Raw genomic sequence first — 26,247 nt, 5'->3', positions numbered from 1 at the left:
CCAGCACATCATCGCGTTCAGGAGATCGCCGTGCCCGCAGCCAACCCGATTTCCCCGCAGTAACTTCCGCCTGCCCACTTCTTGGAGACGATCTCATGACTGCACCCACCGCGGCCGATATGTACTACGACCCGTACAACATCGAGCTCAACATGGATCCCTATCCGGTGTTCGCCCGGTTCAGGGAAGAGGCCCCCCTTTACTACAACGAGCAGCACGACTTCTATGCGCTGAGTCGCTGGGACGACGTCAACAAGGGCGTCATCGACCACGAGACCTTCATCTCGGGTCGCGGGGCTTTGCTGGAGCTCATCAAATCGGGGATGGAGATGCCGCCCGGCACCTTGATCTTCGAGGACCCGCCGATCCACAACATCCACCGCAACCTGCTGTCGCGGGTATTCACCCCGCGCAAGGTGCTGGCCCTCGAGCCGCAAATCCGCGAGTTCACCACCCGATGCCTGGACCCAGTGGTGGGGACGGGGAAGTTCGATTTCGTCAACGACCTCGGCGAACAGATGCCGATGCGGGTGATCGGCATGTTGCTCGGTATACCGGAAGACCGGCAGCAGGCCATCACCGACCACGGTGAGGAGACGCTCAAGAAGGACAAGGTCGATTCGTTGGCCACCGGTGAGGTGTTTGCGGAGTTCGTCGACTGGCGCATCGAGAACCCCTCCGATGACATCATGACCGAACTGCTGAACGCTGAGTTCGAGGACGAGACCGGCACGGTGCGCAAACTGCGCCGAGATGAGCTCCTGCTGTACTTGACGGTGATCGCGACGGCGGGCTCCGAGACCACCACCCGGATGCTGGGCTGGGCCGGCAAGACATTGGCCGAGGTTCCGGATCAGCGTCGCGACCTCGTGCAGAATCCGAGCCTGATTCCCCAGGCGATGGAGGAGATCCTGCGCTGGGAGCCGCCGGCGCTGCAGCTCGCGCGCTACGTCACCCGCGACGTCGAGTACTACGGCCAAACCGTGCCGGAGGGTTCGGCGATGCTGCTGCTGGTCGGCGCGGCCAACCGGGACCCGCGGCGGTTCCCGAACGGTGATGTCTTCGATATCCATCGGGAACAGCGCGCACACATGACCTTTGGTGCGGGTACTCACTTCTGCATGGGTAACGCGCTGGCTCGGCTGGAGCTTCGCATCGCCATGGAAGAGATTCTCAAGCGCTTCCCCGAGTGGGAGGTCGACTGGGCCAACGCGGCTCCGTCGGAGACCGCCGCCGTACGCGGCTGGGCCGCCATGCCCACCTTCGTCCCCTGACCCGAGGACCACATGCATCGCATACTGCTCAGCACCTTCCTGATCGATGCGCCGTCGGATGTCTTCGAGAAGACGACCGAATTCTGGGCCGGGGCGCTCGACGCCGAAGCGTTCCGGCCGCGCGGTGGCCGCGATTACCGGATCCTCGAAGGCGCTTCGGACGACTACCGGGTGGTGGTCCAGAACGCGCACTCGGGTCAGGCCGGTGTGCACTTCGATATCCACACCGACGATCTGGAAGCCGAGGTGGAACGACTCAAAGGCCTGGGCGCGACGGTGGTCGACGACTCCTTCGTGGACCATCCGGGAAAGTGGGTGATCATGGCCGATCCGGCCGGAAAGCAATTCTGTGTCGTCTACGCCCTGAATCCGCTGCGCCCGCAGGAAGACCGGGACGCATTCGAACGCAAGGCCAAACCGGTCGGCTGACCGGTGCGTTTCACCCCGTCAACTCGAGAAAGATCCATGACCAAGCCGCAGGTAGTTTTCGACCCGTTCTCCGACGAGTACTTCACCGATCCCTATGACATCTACCTGCGGATGCAGGACGATGCCCCGGTTTATCACAGCGAGGAACTCGATTTCTTCGCGTTGACCCGGCACGCCGATGTCGCGGCCGCACTGAAGGACCACGAGACCTACTCCTCGTCGCAGGGTTGCGACCTGGCGACCGTGCAGGCCGGCGACGGCCCGCAGGCGAAGGTGATCATCTTCATGGATCCGCCGGATCACCGCGTGATGCGCAGCCTGGTGAACAAGGCGTTCACCCCGCGTGCGATCCAGTCGCAGCGCGCGACGGTCGAGGAGTTGATCGATCACTACCTGAGTCAGGCCGATCCCGACAACTTCGACGTCGTGCAGGACTTCTCCGGCCCGTTCCCGGTGGAGGTCATCACCCGGATGGCCGGCGTGCCCGAGGATTATCGCCAGCGGGTGCGGGAGTGGATCGACATTTCACTGGCCCGCGAACCCGGCAACATGGGCTTCACCGAGGCCGGCACGCAGGCGGCCATCGAATCGGGCACGTACTACTACCAGCTGGCTCTGGAGCGTCGGGCCAACCCGCAGGACGACATGATCAGCCGGCTGATCACCGCCGAGATCGTGGGCGAGGACGGTCAGGTCCGGACCCTCGACGACATCGAGGTCGCCGGGTTCACCGCACTCCTGGGCGGGGCCGGCGCCGAGACCGTCACCAAGCTGATCGGCAACGCGATGGTGACCTTCGCCAAGAACCCCGAGCAGTGGCAGAAGCTGCTTGATGACCGCACCAAGGTGCCGGCCGCGGTCGAGGAGATGCTGCGCTTCGACGGTCCGGTGCATTACAACGTGCGGTACACGCTGAAAGAGGCGCATCTGCACGGCGTCACCATTCCGGCGGGCAAACCGGTGTTCCTGATGAAGGCGGCGGCCAATCGGGATCCGCGGGCGTTCACCGACGCGCACGTCTTCGACATCGACCGCGATCGCAGCGAGGCGCAGAACCTGGGTTTCGGCTACGGGATCCACAGCTGCCTCGGGGCGGCGCTGGCCAGGCTCGAGACCACGATCGCGCTGGAGCGGCTGCTCGATTTCATGCCGCGCTACGAGGTGCAGTGGGATCGCCTGGCGCGGGTTCAGATGCAGAACGTCGCGGGATACAACCGGGTGCCCGTGCAGGTCCTGCGAAGGTAGGCACCTCCCAACACCAGCGCGAGCGGCCACTGGGGTACAGAAATCGTGCGGATTCCGTACCCCAGTGAGCGCTCGCGCTATTGGGGGGTGGCCCCCGCGGACTCAGCCGGGGACGCCCACCGCCACATCCGGAACGCGGTCCGCGGCTGCGGTGTCGAGCACCATATCGGCCACCCGTGAGCGATGCTGTTCGGCCGAACCCAACAGTGCCGCATCGGTGGTGGCGCGCTTGAAGTACAAGTGCGTCTGATGCTCCCACGTGAACCCGATGCCGCCGAGCGTCTGGATGGTGTCGCGGGCGACGCGACTGAACGCCTCCGATCCGACGGCCTGCGCGATGCTGGCTGCGAGCGCCGGGTCGTCGCTGCCGTCGGTCAGCGCCCAGACTGCGTGGTAGGCAGTCGATCTGGCGTGCTCGACGTCGACCAGCAGATCGGCCAACCGATGCTTGACGGCCTGGAAGGAGCCGATCGGCCGGCCGAACTGCAACCGGGTCTTGGCGTAGTCCACCGCGATGTCGAGCAGGTGCTGGCTGGCGCCGACCTGCTCGACGGCCAGCAGCACCGACCCCACCTGCAGCGCGTGGTTGATGACGCGTTCGGCCTCGTCGGCGGCGGAGACCAATTGTGCTGGGGCCTCGTGGAATTCGACGGTGGCTTGGGGACGGGTCAGATCCAGGGTGACCAGATTCGTGCGTTGCACCCCGGGGCCGGCGGCCTCGACCGCGTACAGGCCCACGCCGTCGGGTCCGGTTGCCGCGACCAGCAGTACATCGGCGGCGCCGGCATCGACGACCCGGTCAGCAGTGCCGGTGATCGCGACACCGTCACCGGTGGCTACCGCGGTCAACGGGACCTGCGCGGCAGCGAAGGCCCCGCCGTGGTCGCCGACCGCGAACGCCGCGGTCTTGCGACCCTCGATCAGCTCGGGCAGCAGCTCGTCGCGCGCCGCCCCAGCGGAGGCGGCCACCAAGGCCGGAATGGCCAGGTACACGGTGCCGAACAGCGGACCGCAGGCCAATGCGGCGCCCAGTTCCTCGACCGCGACCGCCTGGTCGACGAGCGTGCCACCGACCCCACCGGCCGACTCGGGAACGGCCAGGCCCAGCACGCCGAGTTCGGCACCGAGCCGGGCCCACACCTTCGGGTCGAAGGTCGGATCGGACTCCATCAGCCGCCGCACCGTGGCCTCGTCGAAGTTGTCGGCGGCGAACTTGCGCACCGCGTTGCGCAGCTCCTGCTGCTCGGTGGTGAACGTGAACTCAGCCACGGGGGATCTCCTTCCAGGGCATGCCGGCATCGGCACGCAGGTCGCCCGGCAGGCCCAGGACCCGCTCGCCGAGAATGTTGCGCATCACGTCCGACGTGCCGCCTTCGATGGTGTTGGCGCGGCTGCGCAGGAACCGCTGCTGAACCGGTCCGCGCCAGTCGGCCTCGGAATCCCGCTCGTCCAACAGGTTGTAGTTGTGGTACAGAATGCCTTCGGGCCCAAGCAGATCCATGCACCACTGGTAGATGTGCTGATTCAGCTCGGCGCCGACCAGCTTGCCGATCGACCCCTCGGGGCCCGGCCCGCCGACCCCGGCGGTGGCGCGCGAGCGCTCCGCGGTCAGGCGCTGCGCCTCGGACCGCAGCCACAGCTGGGTCAGTTGATCGCGCAACACCGGGGTGCGCAACTCGGGCCGCGCGGCCCACAACGCGACCGCATCGGAGATGGTCCCGGCGCCGCGCCGGCTGCCGCTGCCGCCGAGGGCGCTGCGTTCGTTCATCAGGGTGGTCATCGCCACGCCCCAGCCGTTGCCGACGGCGCCGAGACGGTGGGCGTCGGGAATCCGGGCGTCGGTGAAGTAGACCTCGTTGAACTCGGCTTGGCCGGTCAGCTGGCGCAGCGGACGGGTCTCCACGCCGGGGCCGTGCATGTCAACGACGAAGTAGGTGAGGCCCTTGTGCTTGGGCACGTCCGGATTGGAGCGCGCCAGCAACAGGCCCCACCGGGCCCGGTGCGCCAGGCTGGTCCACACCTTCTGGCCGTTGATCACCCAGTCGTCACCGTCGACCACCGCGGAGGTGGCCAGGCCGGCCAGGTCCGAACCCGCGCCGGGCTCGGAGAACAGCTGGCACCAGATGTCCTCGGTGGTGGCCAGCGGCCGCAGCCAGGACTTCTTGAGGTCGTCGGACTGCGCATGCTCGCGGATGGTGGGCGCGGCCATGCCGTAGCCCATCGGGTTCAGGCTCAGCGGAACCGGACCGCCGGCGCCCTGCAGGATCCCGTCGGCCACGGCCTGCAGGCCGCGCGAGACGCCGAGCCCGCCCTGGCCTTCGGGGAAGTGCACCCACGCCAGCCCGGCGTCGTAGCAGGCGCCGAGGTAGTCGGGGATGGGAACGGATTTCGGGTCGTGGTCGGCGAGGACCTGCCGGGCAAGGTCGGCGACCCGTTCGGAATCAGCAGCGGTGCTCATGTGAGCCACGATATGGAACAGACACCCGTCAAGATAGGGCGGGGTGTGATTCGGGTCCTACCAGGTGTCGACGAACCTGGGCCGGCGCGGGCCGCGCTCGTGCAGCGCGGCGGCGTTCAGCGTCGCCGCAATCAGCGCGCGGGTCTCGGCGGGGTCGATGACGTCGTCGATCTCGAAGAGTTGCGCGGCGTTGAGCGCCTTGGCGTTGTCCTGCGCCGCCTCGGTGGCCTGCCGCACCCGGTCCTCGCGTTCGGCGGGGTCCGCGATGGCCTCGAGTTCCTTGCGCAGTCCCAGGCGCACCGCACCCTCGAGCCCCATCGGCCCGAGGTGGGCACCCGGCCAGGCCACCGTCAGCAGCGGTTCCTGCAGGCTGCCGCCGGTCATCGCCTGCGCACCCAGGCCGTAGCCGCGGCGCAGGATCACTGCGATCAGCGGCACCTCCAGCGCGGCGCCGGCCACCAGCATCCGGGACGCGCGCCGGACCAGGGCCTGCGCCTCGGCGTCCGGGCCGACCATGAAACCCGGACAGTCCACCAGGGACACCACCGGCAGGTCGAAGGCATCGCACAGTTGCAGGAAGCGCGCGGCCTTGTCGGCGGCCGCCGCGGTGATCGCCCCCGCCATCACCCGGGTGTTGTTGGCGATGATCCCGACCGGACGGCCCTCGATGCGCGCCAGCGCGGTCACCAACTCGGGCGCGAACCGGGGCCGCAGAAACGTCACCGAGTCCTGGTCGGCGAGGGTGGTGATGATCGGGTCGACCAGGTAGGCCCGCCGGGCGCGTTCGGGAAGTATTGTGCGCAAACCGGTTTGGTCGGCGGCCGGGCCGGGTTCGGTGACACCCTGGAAATAGGACAGCAACCGCTTGGTGACCGCGACCGCCTCGGCCTCATCGGCCACCACCACGTCCACGACGCCGTTGGGTTCCTGCACCGAGATCGGGCCGACGTCATCGGGGGCCACGTCGCCGAGGCCGCCGCCGGCGATCATCGCCGGGCCGCCCATCCCGATGGACGTGTCGGCGGTGGCCACGATCAGATCGGCGGATCCCGCGATGACGGCGTTGCCGGCAAAACAGCGGCCCTTGACCACCGCGATGCGCGGAACCAGCCCCGACAGCGCCGCCCACAGCTTGAACGCGCGGACCTCCAGCGAGGAGACCGTCGGATAGTCGGTGTCGCCGGGACGTCCGCCGCCGCCCTCGGCGAAGAACACCGTCGGCAATCGCATCCGCTCGATCAGGTCGAAGAGTCGGTCCTTCTTGCGGTGCCCGAACACGCCCTGGGTGCCGGCCAGCACGGTGTAGTCGTAGGACAGCACCGCGCAGGCGCTGCGCCGCGGCCCGAACAGCTCGCCGTTGACCCGCGCCGTGCCGGCCACCAGCCCGTCGGCCGGGGTCCGTTCGATCAGTTCGTCGACGGGCCGCCGCTGTCGTTGCGCGGCGATCGCGAATCGGCCGTATTCGACGAAGGATCCGGGGTCGACCAGGTCGGCGATGTTCTCCCGGGCGGTGCGGGCACCGGCGCCGTGGCGGCGCTGCACCGCCTCGGGTCGGGCCTGGTCCTCGGTGAGTGCCCGACGGCGGAGCAACTCCACATGATCGTCCGGTAGTCCGCCGTCGGGCATCGCCGCTCCTGTCGCTAGTCCGCCGCCGCCGGTTGAGCGCGGCGATTGCGCTTGACGACACCGATGATCGCATCGACGACGACGAACGCAAGCAGGCTCAGCCCGAACAGCGGCAGGAACCAGCCCACCGCGGCGGCCGCGACCACCAGCGCGACGGCCGCCACCGGTGACAGGCTCCGGATCGCGCCCCGCAGCGGGGGCCGGCCGGCGGACCACGCCGACCCACGCGTCGGGCGGCGCTGCCACCACATCCGGTAGCCGTGGATGATCAGGAAGATCAATCCGATTGCCGTGAGCGCCAACACAATTTGATTGGGCACCCCGAACAGGATCCCCATGTGGGTGTCGATGGACCAGCGGGTGAGCTTGGCCAGGAACGGCCACTGCGCGAAGTCGACGCGGTCGGTGATCGCCCCGGTGTCCGGGTCCACCGAGATCGCGTCGTTGCGGGTCGGCCAGTCCCGCTTGTTCTCGGCGACCAGCCAGCCCTCCGCGCTGTTGCCCGGCGGGTACATCCACATCGGTTCCGTCAGGCCCGCGCCGTGCGCGGCATGCAACGCGTGATCGGCGCCGTTCAGGAAATCGACTCCCGCGCTTACGGATTCACCGTGATGGGAGTGCGCCCCGGCCGCCGGGGCAGGTCCGTTGGCGGTCAGGGTGGTGTCGACCGCGGGCGCGGTGGTGTGCAACGCCTGCTGCACCGCGTCGATCGACGCCCCGCCGTACCGGGACCAGGTGATACCGGTGACCGAGAGGCCGAGCAGACCCACCAGAATCCACACCCCGATCGCGGCGTGCCAGGACCGGGTCCGTCGTCGCCCCCTGCCGGTGCGGTCGGGGACCGCGATGCGACGCCAGGATCCGGTCTGACGACGATGCCCGATCCATAACCACAGCCCGGCGAGCGCGGTGATCCACAGCCAGCTCGCGGCCAGTTCGCTGTAATGGCGACCCACGGCGTCCAGGTGCAGGTTGCGGTGCAGTTCGTCGAACCAGGCTCGCACGGGCAACCATTGGCCGTAGGTGGTCAGCGCGCCGCGGACCTCGCCGCTGTACGGGTCGACGAACACCGTGCGGGCGTAATCCGGCGGAACGTCGTCGACGGCGAGGGTGACCCAGGTCGTCTCGTCGGGCGCCGCCGGTGGCCGGATGCTTTCCACCGCGCCCTCGGGGTACGCGAGGCGGGCGGCGGCGAGTTGGTCGGCCAACGGGAGGCGCTGATCGCCGACCCGGTCGACGGTCAACTGCTCACGGTGCACAACGGTGTCGATCTGGGGGATCAGGGCATACAGCAGGCCGGTCACCGCCGCGATCAGGATGAACGGGCCGATGAACACGCCGGCGTAGAAATGCAACCGGCGCAGCAGCGCGGCAAAGCCGGGTGGACGCCGGTTCGGTTCGGAGGCGAGGACCTCGTCGTTCGGGGGTGGTGTTTCGGGTTGGGTAGTGGTCATGGTGCGCTTTCGTCTGCGTCGAAGAGGAGGGCGCAACCGAACCGACGGTTCGGTTGCGGTGCCCTGGAATGCCCGCCGGGCGGGGCCGGGGGCGGTGGGGAGCGGCGCTAGGCGCCGTGCGACGCGAGACCGGGCGGGGCGCGCATGCCCAACCCGCAATACGACAGAATCGGTTGTGCGACAACATCGGTCGCACGGAATCGGCGTGGTCTGACGGCGGGCCGGGTTCGTCCGACCAGGAACAGCCGAAGCCAGCAGAGCACCGATTCGCACACCGCGTAGAGATGCTCGACCGCCGCGATGAGCACGGCGAGTCCGACCGCGGCGGCGGTATGGAACAGCAGCATCGGCACCGACGGCAGCAGGGACTCATGCGCATGGCCGGCGGTCAACGCCAGCGTCAGGTGGCCGAGCGCCTGGGCGGCCAGCAGCGCGGCGACGAGCGCGCCGACCTGGCCGCGCCGATCCTCGATCCGGAACCGGCCGGCGCTGACACCGATGGTGATCGAGACGAGGGCGAGCACCATCAGGGTGCCGCCGCCCGGCAGCCCACCGCCGGCGCCCGCGTGCGCGGCCGCGGTGACCAGCGCGGAACAGCCACCGATCAACGCGCCGCGCGGGCGGCGGGCGCGCGCGGACGGCATGCTCACCCGCTGAACCTTACTAAAGCGTCAGCGACGCAGCGCCGGGAATGTGTGGTGCCGGTGGATCAGGAGGCGGCTTCGGCGGGACCAGGGGCCGGGCCGGTGCCGGCCGGAGCGGCCGGGGCGGCCTCGGCGGCGGGGGCAGCCGGAGCGGCCGGAGACGCGGGCGGCGGGCCGCCGGGATTGCCGAGCACGATCTGTCCGAGCTGGCCCAGGATCGCGGCGGGATTGGCGCCCTGCGGCCCGCACCCGGGCAGGCAGTCGTTGATCTTGTTCCACTGCTGGCAGTCGCTGGTCTTGAAGGACGTGTCGCCGGCCTCGATCTTGACGACCTGGGCCTTCTTGCTCATCGCGTTGTCGACGAGTTTGCCGTTGCTGACCCGCTTCCAGTAGCACGCGCCGCCGCCCTCGACCGGACCCGCTGAACTGTAGGTTCCCGGCGTGATCTCGGTGCCGACGGCATAGGTGCCGTCGCCTTCGAACGTCGTGACGGGACCCGGTGGCGGAGCCGGCGCGGGTTCGGGCTCGGCAACCGCGATCGCCGCCGAGGCGCACCAGCCGACGAGGGCCAGCGTGGCGGCCAGCCCGACGGTTTGCTTAGACCTCATAACTTGCCAGTGTAGGGGCTCGTTCGACCGCGCATCGCCGAACTCCCACGTATCCAGAACTCAGCGCGGGCGTCTGCGACAGCGGATCTACCGGGTTGGCGTCGATCAACAGGTTGCGGTTCACGCCATGGGACTGCGCCGGCTCTGACCCGCGTGGGTCGAAAACCCGTGAACCCCAGCCGTGGTCCAGCACGAGCAGACCGCGGCGGGGCCGGTCACTGATCTCGGCCTCCAACTCCACCTCGCCGACCGCCGAGAACACCGATACCCGGTCGCCGTCGGCGACACCGAGAGCGGCCGCATCATCGGAGTTCATCAGCACCCGGTTACCCCGGCCGCCGGGATGCAAGCCGGGGAGTTCGTTCAGGTACGAGTTCATCGAGTGCCGATGGCGGCGGTTCCCGAGCTGGAACGGGTACCCGCGCGGCGCCACCGGGTGCGGCGCCGCGAGCAACTCCCGGGTGCGGGCGACAAGTTCGGCCGGGGCGAGTTGGATCAGCTTGTCCGCGGTGCGCAGCGCCGTCGTGAAGTGGCCGTATTCGCGGGGACCGAGCACCAGTCCGTGCGGATTCCGCACCAGGTCGCGCCACCGCAGCCGCCGCCCGTTGACCTTGCGCGAGGTGGCGATCATCAACCGGTCGAGCCACGCCGGGCTGAATGCCAGGCCCGGGCGTCGGGTGAGCCGCGCAAGCGCGGCCGTGGCCTTGAGGAAACCGTTGAGCCCGCGGACACCGAACAGTGGCGTGCGCATCGCGATGGCCAGGTCGGCGAAGATTCGCCACTCGGGTCGGGCCTCGGGCGGCGGTTGCACCGCCTGGGCGCCGTACTGGACAAACGGCTCGTCGTGCATGTTGCTGGTGAGCGCCAGTAGGTCGTCGCGTTCGAGCCAATGCACGGCCGGCAGCAGCCAGTGCGCGTGCCGGTGACTCTCGCGCTGGACGAAGTCGATGGCCACCAACAGATCCAGCTGCTGAAAAGCCCGGTCCAGGGCGGCGCCATCCGGGCCGGAGACCACCGGGTTGCCCGCGTCGATCACCATCGCGCGGATCCGGCCGCGTCCCGGCGTGGCGATCTCGTTCGCCAGGTCGCTCAGCGAGTGCGCCCCGGCGACCATCGGCCGGCCAGAAACCCGGTTGCGGTGCTCGGGCGTCTTCGCCAGGCCCGCCAGCCGCAATGCGTCGACGTAGCCGGGCTCGAACCGGCGTCCGCCGGGGCGGTCCATCCGGCCGGTGATCACGTTCAGAACGTGCCCGAGCCATTCCCCGACCGTGCCGGCCAGGTGCAGCGACACCCCGGTACGGGTCACCACCATCGCGCCGCGCGCGGCCGCGAAATCCCGCGCGGTGTCCTGGATCAGCGCGCGCGGCACGTCGCAGCGGGCGGCCAGGTCATCGAGGTCGGCCGCAGCGACCAACGCGCGCAACTCGCCCATCCCGTTGACCCGCTCGGCGCAGTCCTGCCGGTGTTCGAGGCCCTCGTCGAGAATGACCTTGACCAGCGCGAGCAGCAGCGCCCAGTCCTGGCCGGGCCGCACCGCGATGTGGGTGTCGGCCAGGTCGGCGCTCTCGGTGCGCAGCGGGTCGACCACGACGATCTTCGCGCCGCCGCGTTGCCGCTGCAGCGCGCGCCGCCAGCCGCCCGGCACGGTTTCCACCCAGTTCCACGCGCTCACGGCCGGATTCGTGCCGACCAGCAGAAAGTAGTCGCAGGCATCGATGTCGGAGACCGGCACCATGATCGCCGAGCCGTACATGGCCTCGGCCACGACGTGCAGCGCGTTCTGGTCCACCGAGCCCACCGCGTAGCGACTCCGAGTGCCGATGCCGTCGAGCCAGCCGTTCAAGAAGATCAGGTTGGACGACGAGAATCCGGCCGGGTTTCCGTAGTAGGCGCCGACCGTGTCGGGTCCGTCGGTGGCGATCAGCGCCGTGAGCCGCGCGGAGATGTCGGCGATCGCCTCGTCCCAGCCGGCCGCCACGTAGCGATCTCCGACGCGTTTCATCGGAGCGAGGATCCGGCGTGGATGCTCGACCAGTTGCTGCGCGTTGCGGCCCTTGGCGCAGAAGTCCTGCCAGCTGTGCGGATTCTGCTTGTCCGCGGCGATCTTGGTGACCCGGTTGCCCTCGACCGTGACCTCGACACCGCAGGCCGCCAGGCAATACCGGCAGAACGTGTACACGCGGTCGGTGGCACCGGGGCCGTCCACGACGGGGGACGCGGTCATGGATTTCCTCCCCGGCCAACCGGCTCCGTGCGGCTGGGTCATTCGCCTAGGGTGACACTGGTAGCGATAGTTGTAAAGCCTGCTTGCGTCCGTACGAACGGGAGGCCGTCATGGCACAGACCGATGACCACCGGGACATCGCCGATGTCCTGATCCGATACGCCACCGGCATCGACCGCCGGGATTGGCCATTGTTCCGAACGGTTTTCACCGCCGACTGCGAACTCGACTACGGCGAGATCGGGGCGTGGAAAGGGGTCGACGCGGTCACCGATTTCATGACACAGACCCACGCCATGGCCGGCCACACGCTGCACCGGTTGAGCAATATCGTCGTCACCGTCGACGGGGATCGGGCCCAAGCGCGCGCCTATGTGGACGCCCTGATCCTGTCGCAGGACAATCAATCCGGGGTCAACGCGGTCGGGTGCTACGACGACGACCTGGCGCGCACCGGCGACGGCTGGCGAATTGCCCGGCGCCGCTTCACGACGGTGCGGGTCAGCCCGGTCGGTGGCGCGTGAGCACCTTCGCCGACGAGTACGGGCCGTGGGCGGTGGTGGCCGGCGCCTCCGACGGAGTGGGCGCCGCATTCGCCGAAGGACTGGCCGAACGCGGAATCAACGTGGTGTTACTGGCGCGGCGCGCGGCCGTACTCGAGGAGGTGGCGGCCGGCATCGCCGCGCGCACCGGAGTCCGAACCCGCACGCTGGCGGTTGATCTCGCGGCCGACGACGCTGCGGCACAGATCATTGCGGCCACCGAGGACCTGGCGGTCGGATTTCTGGTCTACTGCGCCGGGGCCGATCCGGCCTTCCAGCCCTTCCTCGACACCTCGGCGGACGCCGCGGTGGCAATGGTGCAGCGCAACTGCGTCACGCTGCTGCGGCTGTGCCATCACTACGCCGCCGGGATGGTGGAACGTGGCCGCGGCGGCATCGTGATCTTCGGTTCGGGGGCCGGCCTGGCCGGTGGACCCAACATGGTCGCCTACTCCGCGAGCAAGGCCTTCGACATGGTCTTCGCCGAGGCCTTGTGGACCGAGTTGAACCCAGCCGGGGTCGACGTCGTGGGTCTGATCCTGGGCAAGACCAACACCCCGGCGCTGCGACGCCTCGAATACAGCCGCGGACAGATCGCGGCCGAGGACCACGCCCCGCCCGGCGCTGTCGAGGTCTCGTCCGTGGTAGCCGAGGCGTTCGCCAGCCTGAAGGAGGGACCTACGGTCTTCGTCGGCGACGACATGCGCGCGGCGGCGCAACTGCTCGGGTCGGTCAGCCGCAACCAGGCCGTCTCGTTCCTGGCCGCGGCCATCGCCGAAGCGATGGGCAGCGCCGAATAGCGGATCGCCGTGGACGCCCGGGTTTCGGCGTTCGACCGGCGTGGCAATACTGACCTCGCAGCAACGGGCACGCACGGCAACGGGGACCCCCGTCCGTAGGCTCGTGGAATACGCGGTTCGGTCTGACCACACGGAAGGGGTTCGATGTCGCAACCGGTGGAGTCGGTGCCCGGCGAGCAACCGGAGCAGCACAGCGAAACCCCCGAGCTCACCTTCGACGAACACCTGCATCCCGCCCGTCCGCGGACGCTGCGGTATCGGCCGCGGGTCAAGGCGTCGTTCACCCGGAAGTCCATCGCGCAGGACGGCTCTCCGTTCGCGGGCAACCCGGCCTATGTGTCCTGGTTGCTCTCCCAGTCGATGCTGGCCGACGCCAACACGATCAGCCAGCAGTTCTCCGGACAGGGCTCGATGTGGCAGAACCCGTACGCGACGCCCATGCCGCGCGGTGCCGTCGAGACCGCCTCGGTGTGGTTCACCGCCTACCCGCTTTCGCTGATCACCCGGTCCGATGAGTCCTTCCTCAAGGCGATGGCCGACGAGGCGATGTGGAAGGCCTTCGCCGAGATCGGCATCGAGGGCGTCCACACCGGCCCGGTGAAACGCGCCGGCGGCATCTCCGGATGGACCCACACCCCGAGCGTGGACGGGCACTTCGACCGGATCAGCACCCAGATAGACCCGGCCTTCGGCACCGAGGACGATTTCCGGCAGCTGTGCGGCACGGCCAACTGGTACGGCGGCACCATCATCGACGACATCGTGCCCGGCCACACCGGCAAGGGCGCGGACTTCCGGCTCGCCGAGATGAAGTACGCGGACTATCCGGGCATCTATCACATGGTCGAGATCGATCCGCGGGACTGGGAGCACCTGCCCGCGGTGCCGGTGGGCGCCGATTCGGTCAACATCGATGCGGCCTGCGAGGACTGGCTGGACAAGGCCGGCTACATCATCGGCCGCCTGCAGCGGGTGATCTTCTACGCCGAGGGCGTCAAGGAGACCAACTGGAGCGTGACCCGCCCGGTGCTCGGGGTCGACGGGGTCGAGCGCCGCTGGGTGTATCTGCACTACTTCAAGGACGGGCAGCCGTCGATCAACTGGCTGGACCCGTCGTTCGCCGGGATGCGCCTGGTGATCGGCGATGCCCTGCACTCGCTGACCGACCTCGGTACCGGTGGACTGCGGCTGGACGCCAACGGCTTTCTGGGTGCCGAGAAGACGGCCGCCGACGACAACCCGGGATGGTCGGAGGGACACCCGCTGTCCGAAGCCGCCAACCACCTGATCGCCAGCATGGTGCGCAAACTCGGCGGGTTCACCTTCCAGGAACTGAATCTGACCATCGACGACATCCGGCAGATCGGTGAGGCCGGCGCCGACCTGTCCTACGATTTCATCAACCGGCCCGCCTATCAGCACGCCTTCGCCATGGCCGACACCGAGTTTCTGCGGCTGACATTGCGCACCACCTTGGAGCTCGGCGTCGATCCGGCGTCGCTGGTGCATGCGTTGCAGAACCACGACGAGCTGACCTATGAGCTGGTGCACTGGTCCGCCGGCCACCGCGACGACCGCTTCACCTACAAGTCCGCCGAGGTCACCGGCGAGGAACTCGGCGAGATCGTCCGGGGGGACCTGATCGAAAAGCTCACCGGCGACAATGCGCCGTACAACCGCGTCTTCACCACCAACGGGATCGCCTGCACCACCGCATCTTTGATCGCCGCCACGCTCGGTTTCAGCGCTCTCGACGACCTTCAGGACCCCGACGACGTCGACCGGGTGCGTCGCGCCCATCTGCTGTTGGCGATGTTCAACGCGCTGCAGCCGGGCGTGTTCGCGCTGTCCGGCTGGGACCTGTGCGGCATGTTGACATTGCCGGTCGACGACGTCGCCGAACTGTTGCGGTTCGGCGACACCCGCTGGATCCACCGCGCCGCGCACGACCTGATGGGGGTCAACCCCACCGCGACCCAGTCGATGGCCGGAATGCCGAGGGGCAGAAGTCTTTACGGGTCGATTCCGGATCAGCTGGCGGACGAGACCAGCTTCCTGCGGCAGCTGCAGGCGATCTTGCGGGTGCGGGCGCACTACGGCATCGCCACCAGCCGGCAGATCGACATCCCGGAGGTGTCGCACCGGGCCATGCTGGTGATGGTCCATCAACTCGAGAATCCGCAGCAGTACCAGCTCACCGTGCTCAACTTCGCCGACGAGCCCATTGCCGGCACCGTGCGTTCCGACACGCTGCCGCCCGGGTCCACGGTCTCGGACATGTTCAGCGGCCACGCATTCGCGACGGTGGACGATCTGCACAGCTTCGCCGTCGAGATGCCCCCGCATCACGGCATGGCGCTGCTGGTCGAGGCGTCGGAATCGGACGAGTCGGAGACCTAGTTCGGCGCCGGGCAGAACACCGCCTCGCCGGTGCCCTCGCCCGACGATGTGCGGGGCAGCGCCCAAGTACGTTATTGGCATGAGTTACCCGAGCGCACCGGGATCGACGCCGGTCTGTTATCGGCACCCCGACCGCACCACCTATGTCCGGTGCAACCGTTGCCAGCGTTATGCCTGCGGCGATTGCATGCGGTCGGCCGCGGTCGGGCAGCAGTGTGTGGACTGCGTGCGCGCGGGTGCGGCCAGCGTGCGCCAACCCCGCACCGCACTGGGGGGTCGGTGGCACGGCTCCGGCAAGCCGATCGTCACCTGGACGCTGATCGGCATCAACGTGGTGATGTTCGTCCTGCAAATGGCCTCCGGTCAGCTCGAGCGCGAATTGACCCTGTGGCCGCCGGCGGTCGCCGACGGCGAGGTCTACCGGCTGGTCACGTCGGCTTTCCTGCACTACGGCACCATGCACATCCTGTTCAACATGCTGGCCCTCTACGTGGTGGGTCCCCAGCTGGAGCTGGCCCTCGGGCGGCTGCGGTTCGGGCTGCTCTACGGCCTCAGCGCGCTGGGCGGTTCGTTGCTGGTCTATCTGCTGTCGCCGCTCAACACCGCGACCGCCGGGGCCTCGGGCGCCATCTTCGGCCTGTTCGGTGCGGCCTTCGTGATCGGCCGCCGACTGAACCTCGACGTCCGAGGCGTGGTGATCTTGATCGGGCTGAACCTGGTCATCACGTTCGTGGCGCCGCTGGCCGGCGCGGGCGCGATCAGCTGGCAGGGCCACCTCGGTGGATTGATCACGGGCGCGCTGGTGGCCGCAGCCTTCGTCTACGCCCCCGCCAAGCAGCGCACCGCGGTGGCGGCCACGGTGACCGCGGCGTTCCTGGTGGTGTTCGTGGCTCTGGTGTGGTGGCGAACCGGGGTCCTGCTGGACATGTTCGGCGGCGCCGTCATCATCAGCTGACGGCGCCGCGTCCGACTACCTGCTGGTGGGCTTGATGCCGACGGCGTGCCGTAACTGGTCGAGGAAGCCGTCGTCGTCGTCGCTGCGGACGATGTAGTGCGACACCGCGACGCGGATCGCGGTGGCTGCCTTGACCTGCGCGCTGGGTCCGCTGAGGAGGCGTTCCAGCCGGGCCCGCATCACCGGGATGACCTGGGACAACCGGGCGATGACCACCTCGGGTTCGATGTCCACCGCGCGCACCCCGGAGTAGGAGTGCTGATAGTCGACGATAAACCGCAGTGCCGCATCGAGGCGGTCGGAACCGCGCAACTCCGCGGTCGCGCGGCTGACCCCGGTGTCGAACATCTGCCGCTCGTAGACTGCGAACGCATCGAGCAGCGCCTCCTTGGAGGCAAACCACCGGTACAGGGTCGGCCTGGACACCCCGGCCTGCTGAGCCACGTCCGACAAGCTGAGCTTCGTCTGCCCGCTGCGGCTCAGCACCTCGGCGGTAGCGGCCAGAATTCGCTGCCGCGTCGAGTTGTCGTCGACGGCATCCACCGCAGCGGTGGTGGTGCTAGGTCGGTTCACTGCGCAGGTCCTACCCGGGTCGGTTGGTGCGATGTACGTATGATGAACCAGATCGTAGAGGTAAAGCGGTTGTGGTTGGCTGCAACACCCGGAACGCCCGGGCGTTGCGCCCTAGCCGCCAGGCCGTCGTGAGCAGGGCAGTATCCTTCTCGAGACGACCATGCCAGGTTCAGCCCGAAGCCTTGCAACGTGAGTGACGTAATCGGCAGAGTGCGATTACAGTGAGGTGCCTGATGCCAGAAGAAACGAACATCACCGACGACGTGATCCTGCCGCCGGAGTGCGTGGTCGAGGAGAAGTGGTTCGATCGGGTCGCCGTGGTCTCCGCGGCCGGCACCGTCGACATGCTGACCTCGCCCAAGCTCGAAGAGCGGATCGCGGCGGCGCTGGTGCAGAAGCCGGCGGCACTGGTGGTGGACCTTACTGACGTCGAGTTCCTCGCCTCCGCCGGGATGAGCGTGTTGATCGCCGCCAACCAGCAGGTCCCCGAGGGCGTCCGGTTCGCCGTGGTCGCCGACGGTCCGGTCACCGGTCGGCCACTGAAATTGGTCGGCGTCGCCGACATCGTTGACGTATACACAACGCTGGAAGAGGCGTTGGAAAAGCTGGCGGCGTAGTGGCCAGCGAAAACGGGTAACCCAACTTCCGACATGCCCGCAGCCGAGTCCCACCACCGCAGCGAAACCGCCGATGCCCTGAGCGTCGGCCGTCTTCGCGAAGAGTTCGGTCGCTGGCTGCGCCAATTCGGTCTCGCCACCTACCGGCACAACGATTTGGTGCTGGCGGTCAACGAGGCCCTCGCGAACACCGCAGAGTTCGCGTACCGGCACCAGCGTGAGCCGGGATCTGTCACCCTGACCGCGGCCTGCGACCCGACCAACGGATCGTTGGCGGTCACGGTGACCGACGAGGGTGCCTGGCGTGAACCCACCGACGCGGGCAATCCGCAGCTGCGCGGGCGTGGCATTCCGCTGATGGAAGCCCTCGCCGACGAGGTGGTCATCGACTGCTCGGCACACGGGACCACCGTCCGGATGCGCTTCGATCGGATCGGCGACCTGTCCTCGGCGCTCGCCTGAGGCACCGGACGGCCCTGCTCCACCTGTGACAGCCAAGCGTCGAACTGTAAACAGGCGACGCGCCCGCTGTGGCCAAATCGAGCCTTTACATATCTCGATAAAACTGTCACGCTCGTGGGACGGAGCTCAGCACGCCGACACGGAGGTTTCCAGTGACATCTGCGACCCTGGAGCATGACGAATTCACCCTCGGCGGGGTCCCCGGCGAGGATTCGCTGAAGTACCAGCTCAACGTGGTGGCCTCCTCGGTGCTCGACGCGGTCTCGGCTTCGGGCGGCTGGCTGTTCGACCGCGTGATGGCAGGCTGGGAAGTCAACGTGCTGCTGGCGGAGCCCGGCGACATCCGACCATTGTCGATCGTGGGTGCCCGGGTGTTCGACCTCGAGACGGCGTTGCGCCCGGCGGCAGCCGACAGCCGCCGCCCGGAAGCGCTCGCGGTGTCCTCGGACATGTTCGCCCGGGACCTGCGGATCAGCCGCGAGGTGGTCTCGGCCTTGCGTCGCGGCCGCACCGAGGTGACGTTCTGGGGCGCGGCGTTGCCGGCCACGGTCGACACCGCGACGACGGTCGTCGAGCACCGGCTGACCGCGGCAGCGCATGCGTTCAAGAGCCGTGCCCTCGTAATGGCATCCGCCCCGGCTGCGGCCACCCGCACCGAACGCTTCTTCGCCGGCGGTGTCAGGTATTCGGGCCCGTAACCGGTTCCGAGCTCAGGCGGGCCCGGAGTGCACGTTTGAGTACCTTGCCGTAGCTGTTCTTGGGCAGGTCCTCGACGAACAGATACCGTTTGGGTCGTTTGAACCGGGCGATGCGCTCCAGCAGGTACGCGTCGAGCGACCTCGGATCCGCCTCGCCCACAATGAAAGCCACCACCGCCTCGCCCCATTCGGCGTCGGGTGTCCCGACGACGCAGGCCTCCCGAACCTCGGGGTGTTCGAGCAGCACCTCCTCGACCTCGCGGGGGTAGACGTTGGAGCCACCGCTGATGACGACGTCCTTGGAGCGGTCGCGCAGGGTCAGGTAGCCGTGCTCATCGAAGGAACCGAGGTCGCCGGTGTGCAGCCAACCGCCGGCCAGCGTCTCCGCGGTCGCCGCCGGGTTGTTCCAGTACCCCGTCATCACCACGTCGCCGCGACAGACGATCTCGCCGATCTCGTGCGGATCGGCCCGGGTGCCGTCGGGCCGTAGCACCGCCACCTCGACGCCCGAGCGAGCGTCACCGACCGAGCCCAGGATCGCATCGTCACCGCACTCGTGATCGGCCCGGCGCAGACCGGTGATGGTCATCGGGGATTCGCCCTGGCCGTAGATCTGGGCGAAGATCGGACCGAACGCGGCCAACGCCTGTTTCAGGCTCTCGACATACATCGGGCCGCCGCCGTAGATGATGCTGCGCAGCGCGTCGGGCGCCGAGCGGCCGGTATCGACCAGCCGCTGCACCATCGTCGGGGCCAGGAACGCGGTGCAGCCGGGATGAGCGGCGCACAGGTCCAGGAATTCGTCGGCGTCGAACGCGCCGGAGGCGGGTACCACCTGTCGGGCGCCGCGTAGCACATAGGCGGGGATGTACAGGCCGGAGCCGTGCGACATGGGCGCGGCGTGCACCAGGCTGCAGCCCTGGTCCGGATCGTCGATATCGGCCAGATGGGCGACGGTCATCGCGGTCAGGTTGCGGTGCGAGAGCATCGCGCCCTTGGACCGGCCGGTGGTGCCGCTGGTGTAGAACAACCACGCGAGCGCGTCCGGGGCGACGTCGGCCGGACTCATCGGCGGACAGTCGAAGCGGTCCCGGTACGCCGGACTGTCCAACACGTCGATCGCGATCCCGGTGTGCGCGGCCAGGGCGGTGGCGAGCTTCGGCGAGGCAACCACCAGGGCCGCCTCGCAGTCGCTGAGGATGTCGGCCATCTCGCGCGGGTGCAGCTTGAAATTCATTGGGACAAAGACACATCCGGCGGCCCAGATGCCGAACATCAACTCGACGATCTCCGGCCGGTTCTCGCTGGCCACCGCGACCCGGGTACCGGGTGCGGCGCTGCGCCGAATCGAGGCGGCCAATCGCAGCGCGCGCTCCCGCAACTCGCGCCAGGACACCACGCAGCGATCGCCGAGATACAGCGCGCCCTCGTCGGGGTAGCGGGTCGCGGCCCGGTCGAGCATGGTGAAGATGTTCACCGCGGCACCCATTCGGAACCGAGCGCGAAGTCCGATAGGAACTTGGTCGAACTCCAGCCACCGTCGACGACGATGGTCTGGCCGTTGATGAAGCTGCCGCCGGGGGAACAGAGGAAGGCGACGGTGCTCGCGATGTCCTCGACGCGGCCCAACCGTTCGTGCGGGGTCATCTCGGTGTTGATCTTGCGGAAGCGCTCGTCTTCGAGCCGTTTCTCGACCATCGGGGTGACGGTCACGCCCGGGGCCACCGCGTTGCACCGGATCCCCTGCGCCCCATACTGACAGGCGATGTGGGTGGTCAATGCGGTCAGGCCGCCCTTGGCCGCCGAATAGGCGCCGCCCCGCAACCCGCCGACCACCGCGAAGGTGGAGGTGATGTTGATGATCGCCGAACCCGGTTGCATATGCCCGACCACGTCGCGGGCCAGCCGGAACGGCGCGCGCAACATCAAGCCCAGGAAGTAGTCCAGATCTTCGTCATCGGTCTCATGCAGCGGCTTGGGACTGCCCACCCCGGCGTTGTTGACCAGGAAGTCAATGCGACCCCACCGGTTCAGGGCGGTCTCGACGATGCGCGCCGGGCTGTCATCGGCGGTCAGGTCCAGTGCGACGGTGGCGACCCGCGTCGGATCACCGGTCGCCGCGGTCACGGCCTCGGTCAGCGCGGCGAGGCGCTGCTCGTCGCGGCCGGTGCCCAACACGGCCATGCCCTGTTCGGCCAGCATTGTCGCGCAACCGAACCCGATGCCGCTGCTGGCCCCGGTGACTATCGCTACCTGCATCGCCAATCCCCTCTCGTCACCGAAGTCAGCGGTCGGACTCCGCGTCGACGGCCTCGGTCAGCGCCGCGCGAATCTGGTGCTTGAGTACCTTGCCGGCGTCGTTCTTGGGCAGCTCATCCCAGATCACCACCTGCTCGGGGACCTTGAACCTCGCCACGCCGTGGCCAAGCAGCACCTCGTGCAGGCGGTGCACATCCGGGGCGCCTGCCGGCCCGGGCACGATGACGGCGCAGGCCCGCTCGCCGGTGCGGTCGTCGGGTACACCGACGATCGCGATCTCGGCAATCTCCGGCACCGCCAGGAGGATGTCCTCGATCTCCTTGGGGGAGATGTTCTCGCCGTTGCGGATGATGATGTCCTTGGCGCGCCCGGTCACCACCAGGTAGCCGTCGTCGACCCAGGCCCCGAGGTCGCCCGTGCGGAAGTAACCGTGTGCGTCAAATGCGGTGTCGTTGTCCTCGGGATGCAGATAACCCAGCAGCATCTGGGCGCCCCGGGCCCGGATCTCCCCGTCCGCGAGGATGACCTCCGCGATGCCGGGCCGCCCGTCGGTCTCCGCGGCATGCTCTACATCGCCGGGGGTCATCGACCCCACCGTGGTCACCGGAACCTCGGTGGATCCGTAGACGCGACTGACCACCGCCTTGTCGAAGTACGCGGTGGCGGCCCGGATCAGCGAGGGCGGCACCGACGCACCACCGCAGATGAAGACTTTCAGGTCCGGCAGTCGGGTGCCGGCGCGTTCGGCGGCACCGAGCACACCGGCCAGAAACGGTGTCGCCCCGGCCATGTGCGAGCAGCGCTCAGCGGTCAGCAGCGTCACGGCCGCGTCGGGATCCCACTGCTCCATCAGGACCGCGGTGGTGCCGAGCAGCAGCGGACATTCGAATGCGTAGATGGAGCCACCGATGTGGGCGATCGGCGAGGGCACCAGGAAGGTGTCGCCAGGGCTCACCAGCCAGTTGTCGCGCAGCTGGCTGATCAGGGCGTGCAGCGAATTGTGGCTGTGCAGCACACCTTTGGCGCGGCCGGTGGTGCCCGAGGTGTACAGCACCATCCGCACCGCGTCCGGATCCAGCTGCGGCAGCTCGGTGTGCTGGGTGTGCGGCGCGAGCACGGCGGCGTACGGGGTGTGTCCGTCGCCGCGCACCACCACCACCTCCGGCGGTGCGCTCAGCTGAGCCGTGACCCGGGCCAGCATCGCCGCGTAGTCGTGGCCGCGAAAGGTGGCGGGAATGAAGATCATTCGGGAGTCGACGTCGTCCAGGATGAACGCCAGTTCGTGGTCCCGCAGGGAGGGCAGGATGGGGTTGACGATCATCCCGGCCAGCGTGGCGCCGAGGTAGACCACGGCGGCCTCATGCCAGTTCGGCAACATGAACGACACCACGCTGCCGGTGGGGATCCGCGACAACAGCGATTGCGCCAGCGCGCGGGCCTGACGCTGCAATGTCGCACCGTCCAACCGCACCTCACCGTCGACCAGCAGCACCCGGTCGGGGGTGTGGGTGGCCGCGTCGTGGAGCGCATCGGCCAGGGTGTCGGTCACCCACAGCCCCCGTTGGTAGGCCGCGTCTCGAATTATGGTGCTGTTCATCGTGTTGCGTCCTAGCCCTTTACCCGCCGCAGGGTCATCGAGTGGCGGTAGCGGGACGAGGGGTGGGTGTTGATGGTCACCTGGGCGATCTCACCGTCGGAGGTCTTGTAGGTGCGACGCAGTTCCAGCGCCGCGGTGCCCGGGTCGACATCGAGGCGGGCAGCGAGATCGGATCGCATCAGCACGGCCGAGATCTCTTGATGGACCTCGACGACGCTGCGGCCGAACATGTCCTCGATCAGCGGAAAGACCGGTCCCTGGTGGCGCTGGAGCAACCGGCCGACCGCGGCGAACGATCGATTGATGTAGTACTCGGTGAAGCACACCGGGTTGGGCGCGCCCTCGACCTGTCGGAATCCACCCACGGCCAGCCATTCCTCACCGATGGGAAGTCCGGTCCGATCAGCCAGGTCGGCGTCGACGGTGAGCATCTTGTTGGCGTGGATCACGAAGCGGGCGCCGGTGGCGAAGGCCATCAGATCGTCGATGGACATCACGTCCTGGGCGTAGGAACTCGTCGACGTGCGCGGGACGACCAGGGTCCCGGCCCGGGGCCGTGAGGAGATCAGATGATCCTCCCGCAGGCGGCGCAGGGCCTCGCGGACCGTGTAGCGGCTCACCGAAAAGCGTTCACACAGCGCATGTTCGGTGGGCAGCTGGGACCCCACGGGATAGACCCCGTCGACGATGTCCTGCCGCAGGGCGCGCGCGACTTGCAGGTAGCGGGGATCGGCGGTGCGGGCCTCGGTCATCGGCTCATGCCGTCGTGCGGCGCAAGGCAAGGACGCTGCCGTCGCCGTCGGCCGAGACGAAAAGGGTGCCGTCGGCGTCGGCGGTGATGCCGGCGAAGGGCCCCTGCGGACCCGAGAACGGCGGCATTCCGTGCAGCGGCCGGGGCGTGACTCCCGGTGGTACACCCAGCGGCAACCCCGTCGCGATCGTGCGGCGCGCGCCGGTGGCCGGATCGAATTCGACGACCGACTTGTCGCCGGCGTCCACGACATAGAGCCGGCCACCGAACTCCGCCAGGCCCTGCGGACTGACCAGCCCGTCGAGCACTGTTTCGGCGCCGCCGCCCGCGAGTCTGGCCACCCGGCCGCCGCCGGACTCGGTGACCAGGACGGTGCCGGCGGTATCGACGAGGACGCCGACCGGCTCGGCCAGCCCGGTGGCCAACACGCTGGTCTGGCCGGACTGCACCGAAAGCACTTGGCCCGTGCCGAATTCGGCGACCACCGCGGCGCCGCCGGGTGCCAGGGCGACCCCGTAGAGCTGATCGAAGCCGTCGGCCAAGTATTCGGTCTCGGCGGCCCCGGGCCGGTACCGCGCGACCTGACCACCCGAGGTGGTCACCACGAATTCGTCGGTTCCCGACGCGGCGATACCGCGCAGGAAGCCGGGATAGCCCGGGCTGAACAGCATTCCGACGGTTTGCAGTGCGCCGCCTTCGCCCAGCCGATAGAAGTACGTGCCGTCGGCGACATAGAGGTGGCCATCGGCGCCGACGGCCAGGTCCAGCGGCCAGTTCAGACCGCCGGGCAACACGGTGCGCGCGGCGCCGTCGACGATCTCGGTGATCTCGCCGGTGAAGTTCGACACCAGCAACCGGCCGTCGGCGAAGGTGAGGTTGTCCAATCCGGGGGTGAGCGTCGCGAGCACAGTCTGGGCGCCGGTCTTGGGGTCGATCCGCAGCACCTGACCGCTGGCGACCTGGGTCGAGACGATCTGCCCGTCGGCATCGAACTTGACCGCGTCCGGGACGCCGAGGTCACCCGCGACCTTCTCGGCGGTGCTGGATCCGGACTGGTCCGGGTCGATGCGCCAGATCTCATTGGCGCCCATGACCGGGAAATACAGCAGCCCGTCCGGGCCGAACTCCATGGCGTTGGGGGAGGGGACATCCTCGAGCAGCACCCGGGGCGGGCCGCCGGCCAGGTCGAGCTCGAGCAGTCGGCCGCCCTCGCGGCACTCGCCGACGAACAACCGGCCGCGGTGCACGGTGATGCCGTTGGCCGAGGGCAGATCGTCGCGCAGGACGCGGGTGTGGCCGTTCGCGTACGCGCTGACCCGGCCGTCCATCACCTCGGTGGCGAACAGCGTGCCGTCGTCGGCGAAGGCGACGTCGTCCGGGGCGACGATCGCACCGCCCTTGGGGCTGATCGCGTCGATCTGACCGGAGCCGAGGTCCAGCGCGCTGATCTGACTGCCGGTGACCTGCGCGATGTAGACCCGGCCGTCCGGGCCGGTCCGCAGCCCGTTGGCGCCGAACAGCCGGCTCGGGGCGGTGATTCGATCGATGCGCCAACCTGTGGCGCTGCCCGGCGCGGTCGAGAACTGGCCAGCGCGTGTCATCGGTCCACCGTTCACGGCACGGACCCTATCAACGTAAATAAGTCCAGACAATAGGAAACCCGTAGTTTCCCAATCCGCCCTTGACTAGCGGCGAGCCCGTGCAGAATGATGTTCTCAAATCGGTACATGCCGATTATTTGTCCGGACAATTAGGTGGGCCGCGTAAACATGGGTGACGATCTGCTGGGGCTGACGGGCCGCGTGGTGATCGTGTCGGGCGCCGGCGGCGGCGGGATCGGCACCATGATCACCCGCGCCGTCGCCCGGTCCGGGGCCACGGTCGTGGCCGTGAGCCGTTCGCTGGACAACCTCAACCAGCACATCGGCCCGCTGATCGAAGAGGGTCTGCCGGTGGTCCCGGTGGCCGCCGACGCCGCCACCGACGAGGGCATTGCCACCGTCCTGGAGCAGGCTCGCGACGTCGACGGTGACTTGTACGGTCTGGTCAACGTCGCCGGCGGCGCGGCCCCGAACACCTGGATGCCCAGTACCCGGGTGAGTCGGGCGGACTGGCGGGCGTTGTTCACCCAGAACCTGGAGACCATGTTCTTCATGAGCCAGGCCGTCGCCGCGGAACTGCGCGGCGAGCAACGGCCGGGTTCGATCGTCTCGATCTCCTCGATCAGCGGTGTGAACACCGCGCCGTTCCACATCGCCTACGGGACCGCCAAGGCCGCGGTCATCGCCGCCACCCGCACCATGGCCGTCGAACTGGCCGCCGCGAACATCCGGGTGAACGTCGTGGCGCCCGGCGTCACCGAGACCCCGGCCTCGGGCACCTATGTCGACGACGACCCCGAACGCGACCACCGTGCCATCGCGATGGGCCGCCGGGGCACCCCCGAGGAACAGGCCGGTGCCGTCCTGTTCCTGTTGTCGCAGCTGTCGAGCTATGTCACCGGACAGACCCTGCTGGTCGACGGCGGACTGAATCTGCGCTGGACGCACCTCGGTGCCGACAACACGTCGTTGTTCCTCAAGGACGAAAATTTCCGCGCCGCCATCACCCGATGGGAGCCCTGATGGCAGC

The 26,247-nt window shown here is 68.5% G+C and carries 24 protein-coding genes; 11 read left to right on the top strand and 13 right to left on the bottom strand.

The features are described from left to right. Positions 1 to 95: 95 nt before the first annotated feature. Genes RCP80_RS23300 through RCP80_RS23290 form a run of 3 tightly spaced genes read left to right on the top strand, consistent with a single transcriptional unit; the run spans position 96 to position 2,948 of the window. A complete protein-coding gene (locus RCP80_RS23300; protein WP_308479931.1) occupies positions 96 to 1,274 on the top strand; it encodes a cytochrome P450 in 1,179 nt (392 codons plus the stop codon). A 12-nt stretch (positions 1,275 to 1,286) separates the two neighbouring features. Continuing rightward, positions 1,287 to 1,703, top strand: coding sequence for a VOC family protein (locus RCP80_RS23295; protein WP_308479930.1), 417 nt, complete (start codon positions 1,287 to 1,289; stop codon positions 1,701 to 1,703). A gap of 36 nt (positions 1,704 to 1,739) precedes the next feature. Next, entirely contained in the window at positions 1,740 to 2,948 is a 1,209-nt protein-coding gene (locus RCP80_RS23290; RefSeq protein ID WP_308479929.1) for a cytochrome P450, read from the top strand. A gap of 102 nt (positions 2,949 to 3,050) precedes the next feature. Here RCP80_RS23290 and RCP80_RS23285 read toward each other — a convergent pair whose 3' ends face one another. The 7 genes from RCP80_RS23285 to RCP80_RS23255 form a co-directional block, all read right to left on the bottom strand. After that, a complete protein-coding gene (locus RCP80_RS23285) occupies positions 3,051 to 4,247 on the bottom strand; it encodes an acyl-CoA dehydrogenase family protein (protein ID WP_308482996.1) in 1,197 nt (398 codons plus the stop codon). Next, a complete protein-coding gene (locus tag RCP80_RS23280; RefSeq protein ID WP_308479928.1) occupies positions 4,210 to 5,406 on the bottom strand; it encodes an acyl-CoA dehydrogenase family protein in 1,197 nt (398 codons plus the stop codon). Before RCP80_RS23280 ends, RCP80_RS23285 begins: the two co-directional genes overlap by 38 nt. 57 nt (positions 5,407 to 5,463) lie before the next feature. Continuing rightward, positions 5,464 to 7,032 carry an acyl-CoA carboxylase subunit beta gene (locus tag RCP80_RS23275; RefSeq protein WP_308479927.1) on the bottom strand — a complete coding sequence of 523 codons (1,569 nt, stop codon included), beginning with the start codon at positions 7,030 to 7,032 and terminating at the stop codon, positions 5,464 to 5,466. A 14-nt stretch (positions 7,033 to 7,046) separates the two neighbouring features. Beyond that, a complete protein-coding gene (locus RCP80_RS23270) occupies positions 7,047 to 8,486 on the bottom strand; it encodes a PepSY-associated TM helix domain-containing protein (protein WP_308479926.1) in 1,440 nt (479 codons plus the stop codon). 107 nt (positions 8,487 to 8,593) lie between these two features. Beyond that, the gene (locus RCP80_RS23265; RefSeq protein ID WP_308482995.1) at positions 8,594 to 9,130 is read right to left on the bottom strand and encodes a hypothetical protein; all 537 of its coding nucleotides are present in this window, start codon (positions 9,128 to 9,130) and stop codon (positions 8,594 to 8,596) included. Positions 9,131 to 9,195: 65 nt separating this feature from the next. After that, positions 9,196 to 9,738 (bottom strand): Rv1352/Rv1906c domain-containing protein, encoded by a 543-nt coding sequence (locus RCP80_RS23260; protein WP_308479925.1) that lies wholly within the window; start codon positions 9,736 to 9,738, stop codon positions 9,196 to 9,198. Continuing rightward, on the bottom strand, positions 9,728 to 11,962 hold the full coding sequence (locus tag RCP80_RS23255) for a molybdopterin-containing oxidoreductase family protein (protein WP_308479924.1): 2,235 nt from the start codon (positions 11,960 to 11,962) through the stop codon (positions 9,728 to 9,730). Before RCP80_RS23255 ends, RCP80_RS23260 begins: the two co-directional genes overlap by 11 nt. A gap of 110 nt (positions 11,963 to 12,072) precedes the next feature. On the opposite strand from RCP80_RS23255, the gene RCP80_RS23250 reads away from it, so the two are divergent. From RCP80_RS23250 to RCP80_RS23235, 4 genes are all read left to right on the top strand, one after another. Continuing rightward, complete coding sequence (locus tag RCP80_RS23250) at positions 12,073 to 12,486, top strand: nuclear transport factor 2 family protein (RefSeq protein ID WP_308479923.1); 414 nt, start codon at positions 12,073 to 12,075, stop codon at positions 12,484 to 12,486. Next, on the top strand, positions 12,483 to 13,304 hold the full coding sequence (locus RCP80_RS23245; protein ID WP_308479922.1) for an SDR family NAD(P)-dependent oxidoreductase: 822 nt from the start codon (positions 12,483 to 12,485) through the stop codon (positions 13,302 to 13,304). Before RCP80_RS23250 ends, RCP80_RS23245 begins: the two co-directional genes overlap by 4 nt. Positions 13,305 to 13,448: 144 nt before the next feature. Continuing rightward, positions 13,449 to 15,704 carry a maltose alpha-D-glucosyltransferase gene (gene treS, locus RCP80_RS23240; RefSeq protein ID WP_308479921.1) on the top strand — a complete coding sequence of 752 codons (2,256 nt, stop codon included), beginning with the start codon at positions 13,449 to 13,451 and terminating at the stop codon, positions 15,702 to 15,704. 79 nt (positions 15,705 to 15,783) lie between these two features. Next, entirely contained in the window at positions 15,784 to 16,659 is an 876-nt protein-coding gene (locus RCP80_RS23235) for a rhomboid family intramembrane serine protease (RefSeq protein ID WP_308479920.1), read from the top strand. A gap of 15 nt (positions 16,660 to 16,674) precedes the next feature. Here RCP80_RS23235 and RCP80_RS23230 read toward each other — a convergent pair whose 3' ends face one another. Next, complete coding sequence (locus RCP80_RS23230) at positions 16,675 to 17,232, bottom strand: TetR/AcrR family transcriptional regulator (RefSeq protein WP_308479919.1); 558 nt, start codon at positions 17,230 to 17,232, stop codon at positions 16,675 to 16,677. A gap of 233 nt (positions 17,233 to 17,465) precedes the next feature. On the opposite strand from RCP80_RS23230, the gene RCP80_RS23225 reads away from it, so the two are divergent. The 3 genes from RCP80_RS23225 (at position 17,466) to RCP80_RS23215 (ending at position 19,009) form a co-directional block, all read left to right on the top strand. Continuing rightward, positions 17,466 to 17,849 carry an STAS domain-containing protein gene (locus RCP80_RS23225; protein WP_308479918.1) on the top strand — a complete coding sequence of 128 codons (384 nt, stop codon included), beginning with the start codon at positions 17,466 to 17,468 and terminating at the stop codon, positions 17,847 to 17,849. A gap of 33 nt (positions 17,850 to 17,882) precedes the next feature. After that, positions 17,883 to 18,311, top strand: coding sequence for an ATP-binding protein (locus tag RCP80_RS23220; RefSeq protein ID WP_308479917.1), 429 nt, complete (start codon positions 17,883 to 17,885; stop codon positions 18,309 to 18,311). A gap of 152 nt (positions 18,312 to 18,463) precedes the next feature. Then, complete coding sequence (locus tag RCP80_RS23215; RefSeq protein WP_308479916.1) at positions 18,464 to 19,009, top strand: hypothetical protein; 546 nt, start codon at positions 18,464 to 18,466, stop codon at positions 19,007 to 19,009. Here the strand turns inward: RCP80_RS23215 and RCP80_RS23210 are convergent. The 5 genes from RCP80_RS23210 to RCP80_RS23190 are packed head-to-tail and all read right to left on the bottom strand — an operon-like array spanning position 18,990 to position 25,217. After that, positions 18,990 to 20,498, bottom strand: coding sequence for an acyl-CoA synthetase (locus RCP80_RS23210; protein WP_308479915.1), 1,509 nt, complete (start codon positions 20,496 to 20,498; stop codon positions 18,990 to 18,992). The genes RCP80_RS23215 and RCP80_RS23210 overlap by 20 nt on opposite strands. Continuing rightward, a complete protein-coding gene (locus RCP80_RS23205; protein ID WP_308479914.1) occupies positions 20,483 to 21,268 on the bottom strand; it encodes an SDR family NAD(P)-dependent oxidoreductase in 786 nt (261 codons plus the stop codon). The genes RCP80_RS23210 and RCP80_RS23205 overlap by 16 nt, the downstream gene beginning before the upstream one ends. Positions 21,269 to 21,293: 25 nt before the next feature. Then, positions 21,294 to 22,865 (bottom strand): AMP-binding protein, encoded by a 1,572-nt coding sequence (locus RCP80_RS23200; RefSeq protein ID WP_308479913.1) that lies wholly within the window; start codon positions 22,863 to 22,865, stop codon positions 21,294 to 21,296. Between the two features lie 11 nt (positions 22,866 to 22,876). Next, on the bottom strand, positions 22,877 to 23,617 hold the full coding sequence (locus RCP80_RS23195) for a GntR family transcriptional regulator (RefSeq protein WP_308479912.1): 741 nt from the start codon (positions 23,615 to 23,617) through the stop codon (positions 22,877 to 22,879). A gap of 4 nt (positions 23,618 to 23,621) precedes the next feature. Further along, positions 23,622 to 25,217: an SMP-30/gluconolactonase/LRE family protein gene (locus RCP80_RS23190; RefSeq protein ID WP_308479911.1), complete on the bottom strand. Its 1,596-nt coding sequence runs from the start codon at positions 25,215 to 25,217 to the stop codon at positions 23,622 to 23,624. A gap of 168 nt (positions 25,218 to 25,385) precedes the next feature. Between RCP80_RS23190 and RCP80_RS23185 the strand changes: the two genes are divergently transcribed. Continuing rightward, positions 25,386 to 26,240 (top strand): SDR family NAD(P)-dependent oxidoreductase, encoded by an 855-nt coding sequence (locus RCP80_RS23185; protein WP_308479910.1) that lies wholly within the window; start codon positions 25,386 to 25,388, stop codon positions 26,238 to 26,240. Positions 26,241 to 26,247 lie beyond the last annotated feature (7 nt).

The organism is Mycolicibacterium sp. MU0053 (assembly GCF_963378095.1).
In the GTDB taxonomy this organism is placed as follows: domain Bacteria; phylum Actinomycetota; class Actinomycetes; order Mycobacteriales; family Mycobacteriaceae; genus Mycobacterium; species Mycobacterium burgundiense.
Note: the sequence above shows the minus strand (reverse complement) of the source record. Positions and strands in the feature narration are given on the sequence as shown.